The sequence below is a fragment of the Streptomyces sp. NPDC043908 genome (assembly GCF_056435525.1).
Genome location: NZ_JBWKEI010000005.1, coordinates 324,854 through 342,762, shown reverse-complemented (window position 1 = coordinate 342,762; position 17,909 = coordinate 324,854). Strand labels below are relative to the sequence as shown.

At 73.4% G+C, this 17,909-nt stretch carries 15 protein-coding genes; 3 read left to right on the top strand and 12 right to left on the bottom strand.

Annotated features, from left to right (window positions below):
• Position 1: 1 nt before the first annotated feature.
• Positions 2–1,174: an amidohydrolase family protein gene (locus AC069K_RS14440; RefSeq protein WP_478615727.1), complete on the top strand. Its 1,173-nt coding sequence runs from the start codon at positions 2–4 to the stop codon at positions 1,172–1,174.
• A 308-nt stretch (positions 1,175–1,482) separates the two neighbouring features.
• Here AC069K_RS14440 and AC069K_RS14435 read toward each other — a convergent pair whose 3' ends face one another.
• Positions 1,483–2,535: a sugar-binding transcriptional regulator gene (locus AC069K_RS14435; protein ID WP_358835052.1), complete on the bottom strand. Its 1,053-nt coding sequence runs from the start codon at positions 2,533–2,535 to the stop codon at positions 1,483–1,485.
• Positions 2,536–2,614: 79 nt separating this feature from the next.
• Entirely contained in the window at positions 2,615–3,298 is a 684-nt protein-coding gene (rpe, locus tag AC069K_RS14430) for a ribulose-phosphate 3-epimerase (protein ID WP_358835051.1), read from the bottom strand.
• Between the two features lie 190 nt (positions 3,299–3,488).
• Here rpe and AC069K_RS14425 point away from each other — a divergent pair, with 190 nt between their 5' ends.
• On the top strand, positions 3,489–5,678 hold the full coding sequence (locus AC069K_RS14425; RefSeq protein WP_478615722.1) for an MMPL family transporter: 2,190 nt from the start codon (positions 3,489–3,491) through the stop codon (positions 5,676–5,678).
• 49 nt (positions 5,679–5,727) lie between these two features.
• Here the strand turns inward: AC069K_RS14425 and AC069K_RS14420 are convergent, their stop codons facing one another.
• Positions 5,728–7,185, bottom strand: a complete 1,458-nt coding sequence (locus tag AC069K_RS14420; protein WP_365113898.1) for an RsmB/NOP family class I SAM-dependent RNA methyltransferase — start codon at positions 7,183–7,185, stop codon at positions 5,728–5,730.
• 89 nt (positions 7,186–7,274) lie between these two features.
• On the bottom strand, positions 7,275–8,204 hold the full coding sequence (fmt, locus tag AC069K_RS14415) for a methionyl-tRNA formyltransferase (protein ID WP_365113896.1): 930 nt from the start codon (positions 8,202–8,204) through the stop codon (positions 7,275–7,277).
• A gap of 294 nt (positions 8,205–8,498) precedes the next feature.
• Here fmt and AC069K_RS14410 point away from each other — a divergent pair, with 294 nt between their 5' ends.
• Positions 8,499–9,029, top strand: a complete 531-nt coding sequence (locus tag AC069K_RS14410; RefSeq protein ID WP_365113894.1) for a hypothetical protein — start codon at positions 8,499–8,501, stop codon at positions 9,027–9,029.
• Between the two features lie 380 nt (positions 9,030–9,409).
• Here the strand turns inward: AC069K_RS14410 and AC069K_RS14405 are convergent, their stop codons facing one another.
• From AC069K_RS14405 to AC069K_RS14370, 8 genes are all read right to left on the bottom strand, one after another.
• On the bottom strand, positions 9,410–11,557 hold the full coding sequence (locus tag AC069K_RS14405; protein WP_478615716.1) for a primosomal protein N': 2,148 nt from the start codon (positions 11,555–11,557) through the stop codon (positions 9,410–9,412).
• A gap of 98 nt (positions 11,558–11,655) precedes the next feature.
• Positions 11,656–12,864 (bottom strand): methionine adenosyltransferase, encoded by a 1,209-nt coding sequence (gene metK / locus AC069K_RS14400; protein ID WP_365110148.1) that lies wholly within the window; start codon positions 12,862–12,864, stop codon positions 11,656–11,658.
• A gap of 241 nt (positions 12,865–13,105) precedes the next feature.
• Positions 13,106–14,308 (bottom strand): bifunctional phosphopantothenoylcysteine decarboxylase/phosphopantothenate--cysteine ligase CoaBC, encoded by a 1,203-nt coding sequence (coaBC, locus tag AC069K_RS14395; RefSeq protein ID WP_478615712.1) that lies wholly within the window; start codon positions 14,306–14,308, stop codon positions 13,106–13,108.
• A 92-nt stretch (positions 14,309–14,400) separates the two neighbouring features.
• Positions 14,401–14,673, bottom strand: coding sequence for a DNA-directed RNA polymerase subunit omega (gene rpoZ, locus AC069K_RS14390; protein ID WP_003970369.1), 273 nt, complete (start codon positions 14,671–14,673; stop codon positions 14,401–14,403).
• A 25-nt stretch (positions 14,674–14,698) separates the two neighbouring features.
• Positions 14,699–15,292, bottom strand: coding sequence for a guanylate kinase (gmk, locus tag AC069K_RS14385; RefSeq protein ID WP_358834428.1), 594 nt, complete (start codon positions 15,290–15,292; stop codon positions 14,699–14,701).
• Positions 15,293–15,330: 38 nt separating this feature from the next.
• Positions 15,331–15,654 (bottom strand): integration host factor, encoded by a 324-nt coding sequence (locus AC069K_RS14380; RefSeq protein WP_016638838.1) that lies wholly within the window; start codon positions 15,652–15,654, stop codon positions 15,331–15,333.
• A gap of 275 nt (positions 15,655–15,929) precedes the next feature.
• Positions 15,930–16,769 carry an orotidine-5'-phosphate decarboxylase gene (pyrF, locus tag AC069K_RS14375; protein WP_358834427.1) on the bottom strand — a complete coding sequence of 280 codons (840 nt, stop codon included), beginning with the start codon at positions 16,767–16,769 and terminating at the stop codon, positions 15,930–15,932.
• Positions 16,766–17,875: a quinone-dependent dihydroorotate dehydrogenase gene (locus AC069K_RS14370; RefSeq protein WP_478615707.1), complete on the bottom strand. Its 1,110-nt coding sequence runs from the start codon at positions 17,873–17,875 to the stop codon at positions 16,766–16,768. Before AC069K_RS14370 ends, pyrF begins: the two co-directional genes overlap by 4 nt.
• Positions 17,876–17,909 lie beyond the last annotated feature (34 nt).

Sequence of the window (17,909 nt, the reverse complement as noted above, 5' to 3'; positions counted from 1 at the left end):
GATGGGCGGCCAGGAGGGGGCGCCGGCGCGGCCCCCGGGGGCGGCCGACGACCGGCCCCGCCGTACACCGGTCGAGGTCCCCGCGGGCACGCTCCTCGACCACCACTGCCACGGCGTGCTGCGCACGGACCCCGGTCCCGCCGCCTTCGAGGCGTTCCTGACCGAGGCCGACGGGCCCGCCGCGCCCGGGACGAGCTTCTTCGACACCCAGCTCGGCTTCGCGGTGCGCCGCTGGTGCCCGCCACTGCTGGGTCTGGAGCCGCACTGCACCCCGGAGCGCTATCTGGCCCGGCGCGCCGAACTCGGCGCCCGCGAGGCGACCCGGCTGCTCCTGCGCGGCAGCGGGATCGGCGCGTACGTCATGGACACCGGTCTTCCCGGCGACATCACCGGCCCCGACGAGCTCGCCGAGCTGAGCGGCGCCCCGGTCCACGAGATCGTGCGCCTGGAGCGGCTGGCCGAGTTCGCGGCCGACACGACCCGGGACGCGGACGCGTTCCTGGCGGAGCTGGCGGCGCGGATCCGCTCGGCGGCGACCACGGCCGTGGGCTTCAAGTCGGTGGCCGCCTACCGGTACGGGCTGGACCTCGCCCCCGAGCCGCCCGCGCTCCACGAGGTACGGGACGCGGCGGCGAATTGGCTGAAAAAACGGCCGAAGGGCGACCGTCTCAAGGATCCGGTGCTGCTGCGCCATCTGCTGTGGTCGGCGGTCGCGACCCGGCTCCCGCTCCAGCTGCACACCGGCTTCGGCGACCCGGACCTACGGCTGCACCGATGCGACCCGCTGCTCCTGACGGACTTCATCCGCGCCACGCGCCGCTCCGGCACCCCGCTGATCCTGCTGCACGGCTACCCGTTCCACCGCAACGCCGCCTACCTCGCCCATGTGTACCCGCATGTCTACGCGGACATGGGCCTCACCCTCAGCCACACGGGGGCGCGGGCCGGCGCGGTCCTGGCCGAGATGCTGGAGCTCACCCCGTTCGGCAAGCTGCTCTTCTCCACGGACGCCTACGGCCTGCCGGAGCTGTACGTGGTCGGGGCGCGCCTGTTCCGGGAGGGCCTGGACGAACTCCTGGAGACGTGGACGACATCGGGAGCGTGGTCGCACGCGGACGCGCACCGGGTCACCGGCCTCCTGTCGAGCGAGAACGCGCAACGCGTGTACGCCTGACCGGGGACTGGTGGGGCGCCGACCCTACACGGTGCGGCACCCCGCCCTCCCCAGGGGCGCGGGGAACTGCGCGACCAGCCCCCACCGGGCCCGCAGACAAAAAGGCAGGGCCGAAACCCCGTCCCAGGGGCGCGGGGAACTGCGCGACCAGCCCCCACCGGCCCGCAGACGAAGAGACGGGGCCGACCCCTCCAAGGGGCGCGGGGAACTGCGCGACCAAGCCCCACCGGCCCGCAGACAGAACACCACGAACCGGGGCGAAGCCCACAAGGGAGCCGGGCCCACCCGGGAAGGGAAGGGAAGGGGGCTCAGTCCCCGTCCGGGTCCGCCCGGTTCAGCGCGGGCCGAGGCTGCGCACCCGTCTCGTGCAGCAGGAAGTCCGCCGCGGCGGTGTCGGTCACGAGACTGGTGACCAGCCCGGACCGCAGCACCGCGTCGATCGCCGACGCCTTCCGCGCACCCCCGGCGATCGCCACGACCTCCGGAATCCGCCGCAGCCGGTCCGCCTCGACCGTGATGCACCGCTCCCCGAGGTCCCGCCCGACCCGACGCCCCTCGGCATCGAACAGATGGGCGGACATCTCGGCCGCGACGCCGAGGGAGGCGTAGTGCGCCCGCTCCTCGTCGGTCAGCATGTCGTGCACCGTGGAGATGCCCGGCTCCCAGGAACCGATGGACACGGCCGCCACGGTCACCTTGTCGAAGTACTCGAAGGCGCGGGCGATCCCGGTCTGGTTGCGCAGGGCGGCCGCGGTGGCCGCGTCCGGCAGCAGCATCGGCGCGTAGATGGGGTGGGCGTCGCCGCCGGAGACCTGGGCGGCGCGCCGTACGGCCTCGACCGAGCCGCGCTCGGCGGTGCCCGCGTCGTACACCCCGGTGAGCTGCACGACCGTGCAGGGCGGCAGCCGGTCGAGGGCCGCGGCCATGTGGATGGTGGACCGGCCCCAGGCCAGGCCCAGCACATCGCCCTCGCTGACCAGCTCGCCGAGGAGATCGGCGGCGACCTCGCCCAGGTTCTCGGGGTCGGGCGACGACTCGTCCTCGCCCGCCTCGGGGGACTCGACGACGACCGCGTGCCGCAGCCCGTACCGGGCGCGCAGCGCGTCCGAGCGTTCCGCGTCCAGCTCCGCCGGGACGCGGATCTCGATTCTCACGAGGTCGCGCTCCAGCGCGGTCTCCAGGACCCGGGCCACCTTGAAGCGGCTGACGCCGAACTCCTCCGCGATCTGGATCTTGGACTTGCCCTCCAGATAGAAGCGGCGGGCCATCGCCGCCGCCTGCACCAGCTCCGCGGGTCCCATCCGCAGGGCTGACCGACCCGCCGACATTGCAGACACCGCGATCTCCTCACTGCTGTTCACACTCTGGACTCGCTGTTCATCCTGTCAGATCCAACGGTCCTTGATCAGCCCCGGAGGGCCGCGTTCACCGAGCCGTGGCTCAGTGGCCGCATGCCCAGGGGGCGTCGGCCGTGCTCCGTTCCGCCATGGAGCGCAGGGTACGCACCGCGTCGGCGGGGTCCTTCGCTCCGTAGACGGCCGACCCGGCGACGAAGACGTCCGCGCCCGCCTCCGCGCACCGCTCGATGGTCGCCGCGGAGACCCCGCCGTCCACCTGGAGCCACAGTTCGAGGCCGTGCTTGGAGATCAGCTCCCGGGTGCGGCGGATCTTCGGCAGCATCACGTCGAGGAACGGCTGGCCGCCGAAGCCCGGCTCCACGGTCATGATGAGCAGCATGTCCAGCTCGGGCAGCAGGTCCTCGTACGGCTCGATGGGTGTCGCGGGTTTGAGCGCCATCGACGCCCGCGCCCCCTTCGCCCGGATCTCCCGCGCGAGCCGCACGGGCGCGGCGGCGGCCTCGGCGTGGAAGGTGACCGACCCGGCGCCGGCCTCGACGTACTGCGGGGCCCACCGGTCGGGGTCCTCGATCATCAGATGGCAGTCCAGCGGGGTGCCCGTCGCCCGGCGCAGGGATTCCACGACCGGCACACCCAGCGTGAGGTTGGGCACGAAGTGGTTGTCCATGACGTCCACGTGCAGCCAGTCGGCGCCTTCGACGGCCTTGGCCTCTTCGGCGAGACGCGCGAAGTCGGCGGAGAGGATGCTGGGGTTGATCTGAGCCATGCCCCAAGCCTGCCATGCCTCGCACCACTTGCCTGCCACGGTACGGACTCGGTGCCCGCGGGAGGCGAGACCTACGTCTCTCCTACGCCTCTCCCACGACTCGCCGGACCGGGACGCTCCGTGTAATCCTGGTGTTTCAGGCCATTTCGGAAGCGGCAACCCGCGCCGACCGCGGGCCCTGGGGGACGTGATGTCCGACGCGCGCACGCACCGGAACCCGCGACAGGATCATCCCGCGCCGGACGGGCAGGGGCCCGGACGGCGCTCGGCCGCGTGGCTGGTGTGCGGCCGGCGGAGCAAGTGGCTGGTGCTCGTCCTCTGGCTGATCGTGGTCGCCGTCGCCTTCCCGCTCGCCTCCAAACTCACCGACGCCCAGGACAACGACGCCACCTCCTGGCTGCCGGGCAGCGCCGAGTCGACCCAAGTCTTCGACTCCGCCAAGGCGTTCAGGCCCGAGGAGGTCCCGGCGATCGTCGTCTACGCGCGCGACGGCGGTCTCACCGCCGCGGACCGGCAGAAGATCACCGCCGACGCCGCGGCGATGCGCGCCCTGAGCGCGGACGGCATCCAGGGCGCCCGCGTCCGGGGACCGCTGTTCGACCCCGCGAACACCGCCGCCCAGATCCTCGTGCCGATCAAGATGGACAAGAACGGCTGGAACCACATCGCGGACGCGGTCGACCGGCTGCGCGACCGGTCCGGCACCTCGCGGAGCGGCCTCCAGACGCACATCACCGGCCCCGGCGGCACCTCGGCCGACTTCGCCAAGGCCTTCTCCGGCATCGACTCCACCCTGCTCCTGTCCGCGCTCGCGGTGGTCGTGGTGATGCTGCTCATCACATACCGCAGTCCCACGCTGCTCCTGGTGCCGGTGATCTCGGTGGTCTGGGCGCTCTCCGCCGCGCAGGCGGTGATCTATCTGCTGGCCCGGCACGCGGGCCTGACCGTCAACGGGCAGAGCGCGGGCATCCTCACCGTGCTGGTCTTCGGCGCGGGCACCGACTACGCGCTGCTGCTCGTCTCCCGCTACCGCGAGGAGCTGCGCCGCCACGAGGACCGCCACGAGGCGATGGCGCTGGCCCTGCACCGGGCCGGACCCGCGGTCCTGGCCAGTGGCGCCACCGTCATCCTCGGCATGCTGGTCCTGCTGGTGGCCGAGATGAACTCCACCAAGGGCCTCGGCCCGGTCGCGGCCATCGGCGTCGCGGTCGCGCTGCTCGCCATGCTCACGCTCTTCCCGGCGCTGCTCGTGGTCTTCGGCCGCTGGATCTTCTGGCCGGCCAGACCCGTCCTCGGCTCCCCCGACCCGACGGCGCGCGGGGTGTGGGCGCACACCGGCCGCCGGATCGCCACCCGCCCCCGTACGGTCTGGGTGACGACCGCCGCGGTGCTGGCCGCGCTCTCGTTCGGCCTGCTCCAGCTGAAGGCGGACGGTCTGGGCAACGCGGACTCCTTCACCGGCAGACCGGACTCGATCGTGGGCGCCGAGGTGCAGGCGAAGCACTTCCCGGCGGGCAGCGGCGACCCCTTGGTGATCATCACGGCGGCGGACCGGGCCGCGGAGGTGCGCCGGACGGTGGCGGCCACCGAGGGCGTGGTGCCCGCGTCGGTCGGCGTGCCCCCGGGCACCGCGGCCGGGCACGACGGCGAGGTGCTGCTCGAAGCCACCATGACCGCCCGCCCGGACAGCGCCGCCGCGCACGCGACCGTCGAGCGGGTGCGGGACGCGGTCCACGCGGTGCCCGGCGCCGACGCGCGCGTGGGTGGCGGCACCGCGGCCGTCCTGGACATGGAGAACGCCACCACGCACGACAACAAACTGGTCATCCCGCTGGTGCTGCTGGTGGTGCTGTGCGTCCTGGGCATCCTGCTGCGGGCGCTGGTGGCGCCGCTGCTGCTGATCGGCACGGTCGTGCTGTCGTTCGCGGCGGCGCTCGGCATCAGCGCGCTCACCTTCCGCCACCTCTTCGACTACGCGGGCGAGTCCACCGACTTCCCGCTGTTCGTCTTCGTCTTCCTGGTGGCCCTGGGCATCGACTACAACATCTTCCTGTCCACCCGCATCCGCGAGGAGGCGGCCCGCCAGGGCACCCGCCGGGGCGTCGTGACCGGTCTGGCCGCCACCGGCGCGGTGATCACCTCCGCGGGCCTGGTCCTGGCCGGCACCTTCGCGGTGCTCGGCACCCTCCCGATGACGGCGTTCGCCGAGATCGGCTTCGCGGTGGCCCTCGGCGTCCTGCTGGACACCTTCGTGGTCCGCTCGATCCTGGTGACCTCGCTGTTCCTGGACGTGGGCCGCAAGGTGTGGTGGCCGCACCGGCTGTCACGGGAACCCGAGGAGGGACGCGCCCCGGCCGGCGCCCGTGCTCCCGTCCCCTAGCCCCCAACAGGACCGAAGGGGCCCGGAGTTCGTGACTCCGGGCCCACCCTCACGCCGTGCGGCGCAGCAGCGCCAGATACATCGCGTCCGTGCCGTGCAGATGCGGCCACAGCTGGACGTCGGGTCCCTCGCCCAGCCCCGCGACGCCCGGCATCAGCGGGCGTACGTCGATCCACTCGGCCTCGACGGGAGCCCCGCCCCGGCCCTTGAGCACGTCCTCCACCACGATCCGCGTCTCGGCGAGGTGCGGCGAGCAGGTCGCGTATCCGACGACACCGCCCACCCGGACCGCCGACAGCGCCTCGCGCAGCAGCCCGCGCTGGAGCGGGGCGAAGCCCTCCAGGTCCTCGGGGCGCCGGCGCCAGCGGGCCTCGGGGCGGCGGCGCAGCGCGCCCAGACCGGAGCACGGCACGTCCATCAGGACGCGGTCGAAGGAGCCCTCGCGCCACGGCGGCCGGGTGCCGTCCGCGGTGATCACCTGGTACGGGCCGGGGTTGCCGGCGAGCGCGCGCTCCACCAGCCGGGCCCGGTGGGGCTGCTTCTCGGAGGCGAGCAGGGACGCCCCGCGTCCGGCGGCCAGTGCGGCGAGCAGCGCCGCCTTGCCGCCGGGACCGGCGCAGCCGTCCAGCCAGCGCTCGTCGCGCCCCTCGATCGGTGCGTTCGCGAGTGCGACGGCCACCAGTTGGCTGCCCTCGTCCTGCACACCGGCCCGGCCGTCCTTCACAGCCTCCAGCGCACCCGGCTCGCCGCCCTCGGCCATCCGGACGGCGTACGGGGACCAGCGGCCGGGCAGCGCGCTGTCCTCGCCGAGCGCGTCCATGAGTTCATCGGTGGTGGAGCGGCCCGGGCGGGCGACGAGGGTGACCTCGGGCCGCTCGTTGTCGGCCTCCAGCAGGTCCTCGATGCCCGCGCGGCCACCGCCCAGCGCGTCCCAGAGGGCCGAGACGACCCATCGCGGGTGCGAATGCACCAGGGCGAGGTGGTCCTCGGCGTCCTCGTCGTACGGGGGCGCGATCTTCTCCAGCCAGCCGTCCAGGTCGTCGGCCGCGATCTTGCGCAGTACGGCGTTGACGAAGCGGGCCCGGCCGTCGCCGAGCACCACACGGGCGAGCTCCACGCTGGCGGAGACCGCGGCGTGGCTGGGGATGCGGGTCCCGAGCAGCTGGTGGGCGCCGAGCGCGAGCACGTCGAGGACCGGCGGGTCCACCTCGCGCAGCGGCCGGTCGACGCAGGCCGCGATGATCGCGTCGTAGGTGCCCTGGCGGCGCAGGGTGCCGTAGACGAGTTCGGTGGCGAGCGCCGCGTCGCGACCGTCGAAGTTCCCGCCCTCGCGGGCCTTGCGCAGCAGCGGCGGCAGTACGAGGTTGGCGTACGCGTCCCGCTCGTCGACGGCGCGCAGCGCCTCGAAGGCGAGGATGCGGACGGGGTCCTTCTTGGGGCGGCGGTACGGCTTGCCGCCGCCCTTGCCGTCGCTGCTGCGGGGACGGCCGTGCGGCTGATCGTTCACGTGGAAGGTGCTCCGCTGGTCAGATGGTGCGAACCCGACCAGCCTACGACTGTTCGCCGCGCGCCCCCACCCGGGTCCGCGCGCCCCGTTCAGCCGACGTGCTCGCCCGGCGCGATGCGCACGCCGCGCGCCCAGTCCGCGCCCTTCATCGGCTTCTTGCCCTGGGGCTGGACCCACATCAGCTCGACGGCGTGGGAGCCGGTGCCCACGTACACGTTGTTCTTGCCCGCGGACAGCTCGCCCGGCGCCAGGTCCGTACGGTCCGGGGCCGGCACCGCCTGGACGAGCTTGAGCCGCTCGCCCCGGAAGAGCGTCCAGGCGCCCGGGGCCGGGGTGCAGCCGCGCACCACGCGGTCGACCCGGAGCGCCGGGGCGGTCCAGTCGATCTGCGCGTCCTCGACGGTGATCTTCGGGGCGAGGCTGATCCCGTCGGCGGGCTGCGGAACGGCCTTGAGCGTGCCGTCCTCGATGCCGTCCATGGTCGCGGCGAGCAGCCCGGAGCCGGCGAAGGCGAGCCGGGTCAGCAGGTCGCCGCTGGTGTCGGTGGGGCGGACGGCCTCGGTGACCGTCCCGTACAGCGGACCGGAGTCCAGGCCCTTCTCGATCTGGAAGGTCGAGGCTCCGGTGATCTCGTCGCCCGCCATCAGCGCGTGCTGGACGGGGGCGGCGCCGCGCCAGGCGGGGAGCAGCGAGAAGTGCAGGTTCACCCAGCCGTGCACCGGGATGTCCAGCGCCACCTGCGGGAGCAGCGCCCCGTAGGCGACGACCGGGCAGCAGTCGGGGGCGATCTCGCGCAGCCGCGCCAGGAAGTCCTCGTCGCGCGGCTTCACCGGCTTCAGCACCTCGATGCCGGCCTCCTCGGCGCGCTGGGCGACGGGGCTGGCCACCAGATGGCGACCACGTCCGGCGGGCGCGTCCGGCCGGGTCACCACGGCGGCGACCTCGTGCCGGCCGGAGGCGATCAGGGCGTCAAGGGCGGGAACGGCGACCTCGGGGGTGCCTGCGAAGACGAGCTTCACTGGGGAGTACCTCGCTTTGTAGAGAGCGACGCCCAGTCTATTGCGTGCCCGGGCCGGTCCGTTGGGTGTCCCGGCCGTGCCGTCGCCCCTCACGTTCGAATGCGCTGTTCGGGTTTCCTTTCGCGGTATCGGGACAGGGGCGTACGCCACTTCGCGCGCCCTGCGCACATACCCATACGCCCCCGCACCGTGACCACAAGAGCGGGTGGCGCGTTGGTCAAGAGAGATTGACCGAAACGGGCCGCGCGTGCGGCCCGATCCCTTTTCAACAACGCCGGTCCGAGAGGCTTGTTCATGGCCGACCACGCAACCCACGACGCCCAGGCACGGGCCAGTCTTCACCTGTTGGTGCGGGACATCGAGCGGGTCCGCCGGCAGGTGGACGCGCTGCGCACCCTCACCGCCCAGCTCGGCAACGTCTACCGTCCGCGCCGCTCCGGCCCCTCCACGGGCTTCGTCGTCTACGGCCGGGCGCCCGCCCCCACCGTCCGGCTCGCCCAGGAGCTGCGGGACAGCGTGGAGACCCTGGTCACCGCGGCGGTCGACTTCGACCGCTCCCTGGGCTTCTCGTGGGACGCGGTGGGCTCGGCGCTCGGGGTCACCAAGCAGGCGGTGCACCGGCGTTACGGGGCGCGGCGGGCCGCCGCGCAGAGCGCCGAGGCCGAGCGCCCGGCCGAGGCCGCCGTGACGCGTACGCTGCCGGTGCCCGCAGTGATCCCCGCCGTGCCGGCCGCGCGTTCGATGCCGCCCCAGCCGACGGCGACCACGCAGTCGCTGCGCGAGGAGGCCCGCACGACGGCGCTCCCGGGCCCCCGCAACGGCTGACCCCACAACTGCCCCCCGCCCTTCCACGCCCTCGTCGCACCCGAGCGTGCGCCGGGGGCACCTGCCTTGGCGGCTGCGTGGGGGTACGGGGACGGGGTGCCCGGGCCGCACGGACGGGATCCCGAGGCGGTCGAGGGCGGGATGCCTGGGGCGTACAGGGGCGAGATGCCCAGGGCGCACGGAGCGGGATTCCCGGGGCGGCCGAGGGCGGGATCCCCGGGGCGCCCAGGGCGGGATGCCCGAGGCGTACGGAGCGCGGGCCCTGGGAGGCCCGGCCCGGATCCCGGCGCACGGGGCCGGATCCCCGAGGCATACGGAGTGCGGGCGCCGCGCGGCCCGGCCCCGCGCCCGCTCGCGCGTCCCCGCTCCCCCGCCTGCCCTCAGCCGATGTCCGGCGGGTCCACCCTGATCCGCACCGGATCGCCGCCGCCGCGCGCCAGCCGTCCCGCCTGGGCGGTCTTCAGGGCCGTGGCCAGGGCCGCGCCGCTGCCCGGCGGTACGCGCAGCAGCGCCCGCTCCCAGGTCTCCCCCACCGGAGGGTCACCGGGGCGCCGGGCCCGGCCCGGCTCGCTCGGGCGCATCAGGACCGGGCCCAGGATCTGCGCGTCGGGCGGCAGCCGAACGCTCGTCAGGAACGTCTCCACCGCCTCCGCGCGCCCGGTGACCTCGGCCATCCGGGAGACCGGCGGGAAGCCCAGCTCGGCCCGCTCGGCCAGCTCGCGCAGGGCGTGGCCGACCGGGTCCCAGCGGACCAGGGCCTGGACCGGCCGCAGGGTCGGCTCGGCGACGACCACGACGGTGCCGCCCTCGTCCTGACCGCGCACCAGTGAGGCCGCGTTGATCCAGCGGCGCAGCGCCTCCTCCCCGGCGCGCAGGTCCGGCCGTCCGAGCATGGCCCAGCCGTCCAGGAGCAGCGCCGCCGCGTACCCGCCCTCGGCGACCGGTTCGGCGCCGGGGGTGGAGACGACGAGCGCGGGCCGGCCGGGCACGCTGTCCAGCACATGGTCGCGGCCCGAGGTCCGCACCGGCACGGCGGGGAACGCCCGGCCGAGCTCCTCGGCGGTCCGGCGCGCGCCCACGACCCGCGCCCGGAGCCGGACGCCGCCGCACTCCGCGCACCGCCACTCCGGCTCGCCCCGCCCGCACCACCCGCACCGCAGGTCCCGCTCGTCCGGCGCCTCCAGGGGCCCGGCGCAGTGCCGGCAGCGGGCCGGGGTGCGGCAGCGTTCGCAGGAGAGCCGGGGCACATAGCCCCGCCGGGGCACCTGGACCAGGACCGGGCCGCTCTTCAGCCCGTCCCGCACCGCCTGCCAGGCGAGGCTGGGGAGCCGGGCGGCCCGGGCCGCCTCGTCGCGGGCCAGCTCGCCGTCCCCGACCGTACGCACCAGGGGCGCCGCCGACCGTACGGTCGCGCGGTCCGCCACCAGCGGCGCCGCCCAGCCGCTCTCGACGAGCTGGGCGGCCTCGACCGTACAGCTCGTACTGCCGAGCAGGAACGCGCACTTGTCGTGGGTGGCGCGCAGTTCCAGCACCTCGCGGACGTGCGGGAAGGGCGCGTGGTCGTCGCTGTGGCTGGAGTCGCCGTCCTCCCAGACGACCACCAGGCCGAGCTTCTCGACGGGGGCGAACATCGCGGCGCGGGTGCCGACCACGGCCCGCACCGAGCCGCGCCGCACGGCGAGCCACTGGCGGTAGCGCTTCTCCGGGCCGGACTCGGCGGTCAGCAGCGCGTGCCGCCCCTCGCCCAGCAGCGCGGTGAGCGCCGCGTCGACCCGCCCGGCGCTGCGCCCGTCGGGCACCACGACCAGCGCGCCGCGCCCGCCCGCCAGGGTCGCGGCGACGGCGCGGGCGATCTCCTCGGCCCAGGACGGGCCCGGCAGCGCGGTCCACACCGCGCGCGGCGCCCCGCCCGAGGTCAGGGCGCGCAGGAACGCGTCACCGCTGCCGTACCGCACCCACGTCCCCGCGTCCGGCGGCGGTGGTGGTCCCGGTGGCTCGGGCGAGGGCTTGGACTCGGCCCGCGCGTTCCTGGGCGGCACCGCGAGCTGGAGCACGTCCGCGAGGCTGCCCGCGTACCGGTCGGCGACCGCGCGGGCGAGGGCGAGCAGCTCGGGGCTGAGCACCCGCTCGGGCGAGACGACACTGGCGAGCGCGGCCAGCGGCCCCGAGTAGTCGGACTCGGCGAGGCGCTCGACCACGAACCCGTCGATCAGCCCGCCGCCCTCCCGGCGCCCGTCGCGCACCTGGCGCGCCCCGGCCCCGAACCGCACCCGCACCCGCACCCCGGGCTGGGCGTCGGCGTCCAGCTCCTCGGGGACCGCGTAGTCGAAGGAGCGGTCGAGGTGGACCCCGCCCTTGTCCACCACGACCCGCGCCACGGGCAGGGCCTTGGCAAGCGCGGCGCCGCGCCAGGTCCGCGGCTTGGCTTTGGGCACCTTGGCCTTGCGCACGGTCTCCCGAATCAGCGCGAGCTGCTCCGCCCCGCCCCCCTCGGCGCCCCCGCCCGGCTTCTCGTTCTCGCTGCTCACAGCCAAATTCCTACCAGACACCACTGACACCGGCCCGGGCCCGGACGCACGGCGGCCCCGGACCGCACCGGTCCGGGGCCGCCGTGGAGCCGGGCGGGTTACAGACCCGCGGCCGCCCGCAGCGCGTCCACCCGGTCCGTGCGCTCCCAGGTGAAGTCGGGGAGTTCGCGGCCGAAGTGCCCGTACGCGGCGGTCTGGGCGTAGATCGGGCGGAGCAGGTCGAGGTCGCGGATGATGGCCGCCGGGCGGAGGTCGAAGACCTCGGCGATGGCGGTCTCGATCCGGTCCGTGTCGACCGTGGCGGTGCCGAAGGTCTCGACGAAGAGACCGACCGGCTCGGCCTTGCCGATCGCGTACGCGACCTGGACCTCGCAGCGGGCCGCGAGGCCGGCGGCGACGACGTTCTTGGCCACCCAGCGCATCGCGTACGCGGCGGAACGGTCGACCTTGGACGGGTCCTTGCCGGAGAAGGCGCCGCCGCCGTGGCGGGCCATGCCACCGTACGTGTCGATGATGATCTTGCGGCCGGTGAGTCCGGCGTCGCCCATCGGGCCGCCGATCTCGAAGCGGCCGGTCGGGTTGACCAGCAGGCGGTAGCCGTCGGTGTCGAGCTTGATGCCGTCCTCGACGAGCTGCCCCAGCACGTGCTCGACGACGAACTCGCGGATGTCGGGGGCGAGCAGCGAGTCCAGGTCGATGTCGCTCGCGTGCTGCGAGGAGACGACGACGGTGTCGAGGCGGACGGCCTTGTCGCCGTCGTACTCGATGGTGACCTGGGTCTTGCCGTCGGGGCGCAGGTAGGGGATGGTCCCGTTCTTGCGCACCTCGGAGAGGCGGCGCGAGAGGCGGTGCGCCAGGTGGATCGGGAGGGGCATCAGCTCGGGCGTCTCGTCGCAGGCGTAGCCGAACATCAGGCCCTGGTCGCCGGCGCCCTGCTTGTCGAGCTCGTCCTCGTCACCCTCGACGCGCTTCTCGTACGCGGTGTCGACGCCCTGCGCGATGTCCGGGGACTGCGCGCCGATGGAGACCGACACGCCGCAGGACGCGCCGTCGAAGCCCTTCTTCGAGGAGTCGTACCCGATCTCCAGGATCTTGTCCCGGACCAGCTGGGCGATCGGCGCGTACGCCTTGGTCGTGACCTCGCCCGCGACGTGGACCAGACCCGTGGTGATCAGGGTCTCCACGGCGACACGGGACGTCGGGTCCTCGCGCAGGAGCGCGTCGAGGATCGTGTCGCTGATCTGGTCAGCGATCTTGTCGGGGTGACCCTCGGTCACGGACTCCGAAGTGAACAGACGACGGGACACAATGCTCCCTGGGGTTGCAGCGGCTGCTGGCTGATCATGGGTGGAACGGGCCGGAGGCTGCGCCCGGCGTCGTTCCACCGCCAGTTTATCGGTCGGTACCGCTCACCGGGCCACTTGTCTCGCACATTGAAAGCTCTGTGACCTGCGACACCGCGGCGGGCGGTACGAAGATCGGCCTCCATCGGCGGGTCGTGGAACGGCTTTTGGCGGGTTTGGGACTGCTGTTCGGGCGTACGTGAATTTATGCGAAACGCGGGGCGACGAGATCCCACACCACGTCCGCGAGCGCCTCTTTCGGCCCGTAGGGCACCGGTGTCTCGGTGCCGTCGGAGGCCAGCACGACCGCCTCGTTCTCCTCCGAGCCGAAGGTCTTGCGCTCCCCCACCTCATTGACGACCAGCAGGTCACAGCCCTTGCGCCGCAGCTTCTCGCGCCCGTTGGCGAGGACGTCGTCGGTCTCGGCGGCGAAGCCGACGACCACCTGGTCCGGGCGCGCCCGGTCGGCGGAGAGCTCGGCGAGGACGTCGGGGTTGCGGACCAGGGTGAGCGGCGCGGGCTCCTGGCCGTCCTTCTTCTTGATCTTCCCGGCGACGTAGGACTCCGGCCGGAAATCGGCGACGGCCGCCGCCATGACCACCGCGTCCGCGTCCGCGGCGGCCTTCAGCACGGCCTCCCGCAGTTGAACGGCGGTGCCCACCCGGACCACGTCGGCCCCGGCCGGGTCGGGCAGCCCGGTGTTGGCCTCGATCAGCGTGACGCGGGCGCCGCGGGCCACGGCGGTGCGGGCCAGGGCGTACCCCTGCTTCCCGGAGGAACGGTTCCCCAGATAGCGGACCGGGTCCAGCGGCTCGCGCGTGCCGCCCGCGCTGACCACCACGTGGCGGCCCTCCAGGTCGCGCTCCGCGCTCCCGCGGGCCAGCACCCGGCGGCAGACCTCGAAGATCTCGCCGGGGTCGGGCAGCCGGCCCTTGCCGGTGTCGACGCCGGTGAGGCGGCCGACGGCGGGCTCGATGACGACGGCGCCCCGGCGGCGCAGCGTGGCCACGTTCTCCTGGGTGGCGGGGTGCTCCCACATCTCGGTGTGCATCGCGGGGGCGAAGACGACCGGACAGCGGGCGGTGAGGAGGGTGTTGGTGAGCAGGTCGTCGGCGAGGCCGTGGGCCGCCTTGGCCAGCATGTCGGCGGTGGCGGGGGCGACGACGACGAGGTCGGCGTCCTGGCCGATCCGTACGTGCGGCACCTCGTGGACGTCGTTCCACACCTCGGTGGAGACCGGGTGCCCGGAGAGCGCCGACCAGGTCGCCGCGCCCACGAAGTGCAGCGCCGCGGCGGTCGGCACCACGCGCGTGTCGTGCCCGGACTCGGTCAGCCTGCGCAGCAGCTCGCACGCCTTGTAGGCGGCGATCCCGCCGCTGACTCCCAGAACGACCTTCGCCTTGTCCACCGCGTCTCCCCGCATTCGGATACGTACTCCCCTATGACACACCACAGGCCCGGCAGTCACACTGCCGGGCCTGTGGGCACACGTACGGAGGCTTACTGGGCCGGGCCCTCGATGGCCTCGGAGGTCAGCAGACCCGCGTTGATCTCGCGCAGCGCGATGGAGAGCGGCTTCTCGTGGACGTGGGTGTCCACCAGGGGGCCGACGTACTCCAGCAGGCCCTCACCGAGCTGCGAGTAGTACGCGTTGATCTGACGGGCGCGCTTGGCCGCGTAGATCACGAGGCTGTACTTCGAGTCGGTTGCTTCGAGCAGCTCATCAATCGGCGGGTTGATGATGCCCTCGGGCGTGGTGATGGAAGAGGACACGTCTGCCTTCCGAAGGGGTGAAAAATCAAAGAACTCTCATCAAGGCTAGCAGCTCGCGCGCTACGTCCTCGACGGAGGTGTTGACCAGGGTCGTGTCGAACTCGGCCTCCGCGGCCAGTTCCACCGTGGCGGCGGCGAGCCTGCGCTCGATGACCTCGGGGGCCTCGGTCCCGCGGCCGGTGAGCCGGCGGACCAGCTCGTCCCAGCTCGGCGGGGCCAGGAAGACGAGCTGGGCCTCCGGCATCGACTCGCGCACCAGCCGGGCGCCCTGGAGGTCGATCTCCAGGAGGACCGGCTCACCGGCCTCCAGGCGGTCCAGGACGGCGCGGCGGGGCGTGCCATAGCGGTTGCCCGCGAATTCGGCCCATTCGAGCAGTTCGCCGTTGGCGACCAGCTTGTCGAACTCCTCGTCGTCCACGAAGAAGTAGTGGACGCCGTGGCGTTCGCCGGGGCGCGGCTTGCGGGTCGTCGCCGACACCGAGAGCCAGACCTCGGGGTGGACCTTGCGCATATGAGCGACGACCGTGCTCTTGCCGACCCCGGAGGGGCCGGAGAGCACGGTCAGCCGCGGACGTGCGTCCGGGGGTACGGGGGATGACCCCCGGGGTGAAGCTGCCATGCACCGATTATTCCAGCTTCCCGGGGGTGCCCGGGACGTCAGGCCCCGGAGCCGCCGAACTCACGCTCCAGGGATGCGATCTGGTTGGAGCCGAGACCCCGCACGCGGCGGCTCTCGGAGATCCCCAGCCGCTCCATGATCTGCTTGGCCCGGACCTTGCCCACACCGGGCAGGGACTCAAGGAGGGCGGAGACCTTCATCTTCCCGATGACGTCGTTCTCCTGGCCCTGCTTGATGACCTCGTGGAGGGAGGCGCCGGAGTGCTTGAGTCGATTCTTGACCTCGGCCCGCTCCCGGCGAGCCGCGGCGGCCTTTTCGAGCGCGGCTGCGCGCTGTTCAGGGGTAAGGGGCGGAAGAGCCACGCCTACGTCACCTCGGATGTCGAACTGTCGGATACGGACCGGTGCGGAAGCTGGTCGCCCCACACCAGGCGAGCAACGAGCGACGCGCAATGCCCGTTCGCTCGTCTCTGCTCTCGTCGGAGACTAGCGGCCTGGACCGCTCCAGTCAGCGAGAACAGACGAAAAGTCCTGGTCAGCCTCTGCCGACCAGGACATTCGCGACATAACACCCCGGTTTTGGGTAAGGAATGCGTCAACCTTTGGCGCGCGGACTCGCCCGAGGGCCGCGCGGACCTCTAGGCCGAGGCCACCGCCGTGCGGATCTCGTCCGCGAAACGCGCCGCCGCGTCCTGCAGCCCGACGAGGTCGGGACCGTGACGCAGAACACCCCGGCTGACGTTCGGGACCACGTTGCGCACGGCCGCGCCGAAGACCGCGGGCAGGTCCGCGGCGGTCGCGCCCTGCGCGCCGATGCCCGGGGCGAGCAGCGGCCCGTTGATGTCGAGGTCGAAGGCGGACAGATCGCCCAGCGTCGCCCCGACCACGGCGCCGAACGAGCCCATCGGGGCCGCGTCGGCGTTCTCGTCCGCCAGGTGCGCCAGCATCGTCGCGCCGATCGTGCGGCCGTCCTCGCGCACCGCGCGCTGCACCTCCGCGCCCTCCGGGTTGGAGGTCAGGGCGAGCACGAAGAGTCCGGCGCCGCTCTCGCGGGCCAGCTCCACGGCGGGCTTCAGCGAGCCGTAGCCGAGGTAGGGCGAGACGGTGAGCGCGTCGGAGAACAGCGGCGCGTCCGGGTGCAGGAAGGTCTCGGCGTACGCGGCCATGGTGGAGCCGATGTCGCCGCGCTTGGCGTCCATCAGGACCAGCGTGCCGGCCGCGCGGGCGTCCGCCACGGTCCGCTCCAGGACCGCGATGCCGCGCGAGCCGAAGCGCTCGAAGAAGGCCGCCTGCGGCTTGAAGACGGCGACCCGCTCGGCGAGGGCCTCCACGACCGAGCGCGAGAACCGCTCCACACCCGCCACGTCGTCGCTCAGGTCCCACTCGGCGAGCAGGGAGGCGTGCGGGTCGATGCCGACGCAGAGCGGACCGCGCTCGTCCATGGCGTGGCGCAGCCGCGCGCCGAAGGGAAGCGTCACTGGGTGGCCTTTCGGGTCTCGGCGCCGACGGCCTCGGCGAGGGTGGCGTACGGGGAGGCGGCGAGCCGGGCCGCGAGGCCCTTGTGGATCGCCCGGCCCCAGAAGGGGCCCTCGTAGACGAAGGCGCTGTAGCCCTGGACCAGGGTGGCCCCGGCCAGGATCCGCTGCCAGGCGTCCTCGGCCGTCTCGATGCCGCCGACACCGACCAGGGTGATCCTGTCGCCCACGCGCGCGTAGAGGCGGCTGAGGACCTTCAGGGAGCGCTCCTTGAGCGGGGCGCCGGAGAGGCCGCCGGTCTCCTTGACGAGCGCGGGGTCGGACGTCAGGCCGAGGCCCTCGCGCGCGATGGTGGTGTTGGTGGCGATGATGCCGTCGAGGCCGAGCTCGACCGCCAGGTCGGCGACGGCGTCGACGTCCTCGTCGGCGAGGTCCGGGGCGATCTTGACGAGCAGCGGGACCCGCCGGCCGGTCACCGTGCGGTCGGCGGCTTCGCGCACCGCGGTGAGCAGCGGGCGCAGCGACTCGGTGGCCTGGAGGTTGCGCAGCCCGGGGGTGTTGGGCGAGGAGACGTTGACGACCAGGTAGTCGGCGTGCGCGGCGAGGCGCTCGGTCGACTTCACGTAGTCGGCGGCGGCGTCCGCCTCGGGGACGGTCTTGGTCTTGCCGATGTTGACGCCGACCGTCGTACGGAAGACGGCCCTGCGGGCGGCCAGGCGCGCGGCGACGGCCGCCGAGCCCTCGTTGTTGAAGCCCATGCGGTTGATCAGCGCACGGTCCTGAACCAGGCGGAACAGCCGCTTCCTGGGGTTGCCGGGCTGGGCCTCGCCGGTGACCGTGCCGATCTCGACGTGGTCGAAGCCGAGCATCGACATGCCGTCGATGGCCACGGCGTTCTTGTCGAAGCCGGCGGCGAGACCGAACGGGCCGTGCATGCGAAGGCCGAACGCCTCGGTGCGCAGCTCCTCGTGGCGGGGCGCGAGGACGGCCGCGACGAAGGTGCGCAGGACGGGGATCCGGGCGGCGAGACGGATCCAGCGGAAGGCCAGGTGGTGGGCCTGCTCCGGGTCCATCCGCTTGAAGACCAGGCGGAAGAAGAGCTTGTACATGTCTCAGTCCTCATGCGGAGGGGGACACCGGATT

Excerpts from the sequence above, each read along its gene's own strand:
- gmk (WP_358834428.1), bottom strand. The coding sequence starts at position 15,292 with ATGGCAGCTTCACCCCGGGGGTCATCCCCCGTACCCCCGGACGCACGT.
- AC069K_RS14370 (WP_478615707.1), bottom strand. The coding sequence starts at position 17,875 with ATGTACAAGCTCTTCTTCCGCCTGGTCTTCAAGCGGATGGACCCGGAG.
- rpe (WP_358835051.1), bottom strand. The coding sequence starts at position 3,298 with ATGGCTCAGATCAACCCCAGCATCCTCTCCGCCGACTTCGCGCGTCTC.
- AC069K_RS14425 (WP_478615722.1), top strand. The coding sequence starts at position 3,489 with ATGTCCGACGCGCGCACGCACCGGAACCCGCGACAGGATCATCCCGCG.
- AC069K_RS14410 (WP_365113894.1), top strand. The coding sequence starts at position 8,499 with ATGGCCGACCACGCAACCCACGACGCCCAGGCACGGGCCAGTCTTCAC.
- AC069K_RS14440 (WP_478615727.1), top strand. The coding sequence starts at position 2 with ATGGGCGGCCAGGAGGGGGCGCCGGCGCGGCCCCCGGGGGCGGCCGAC.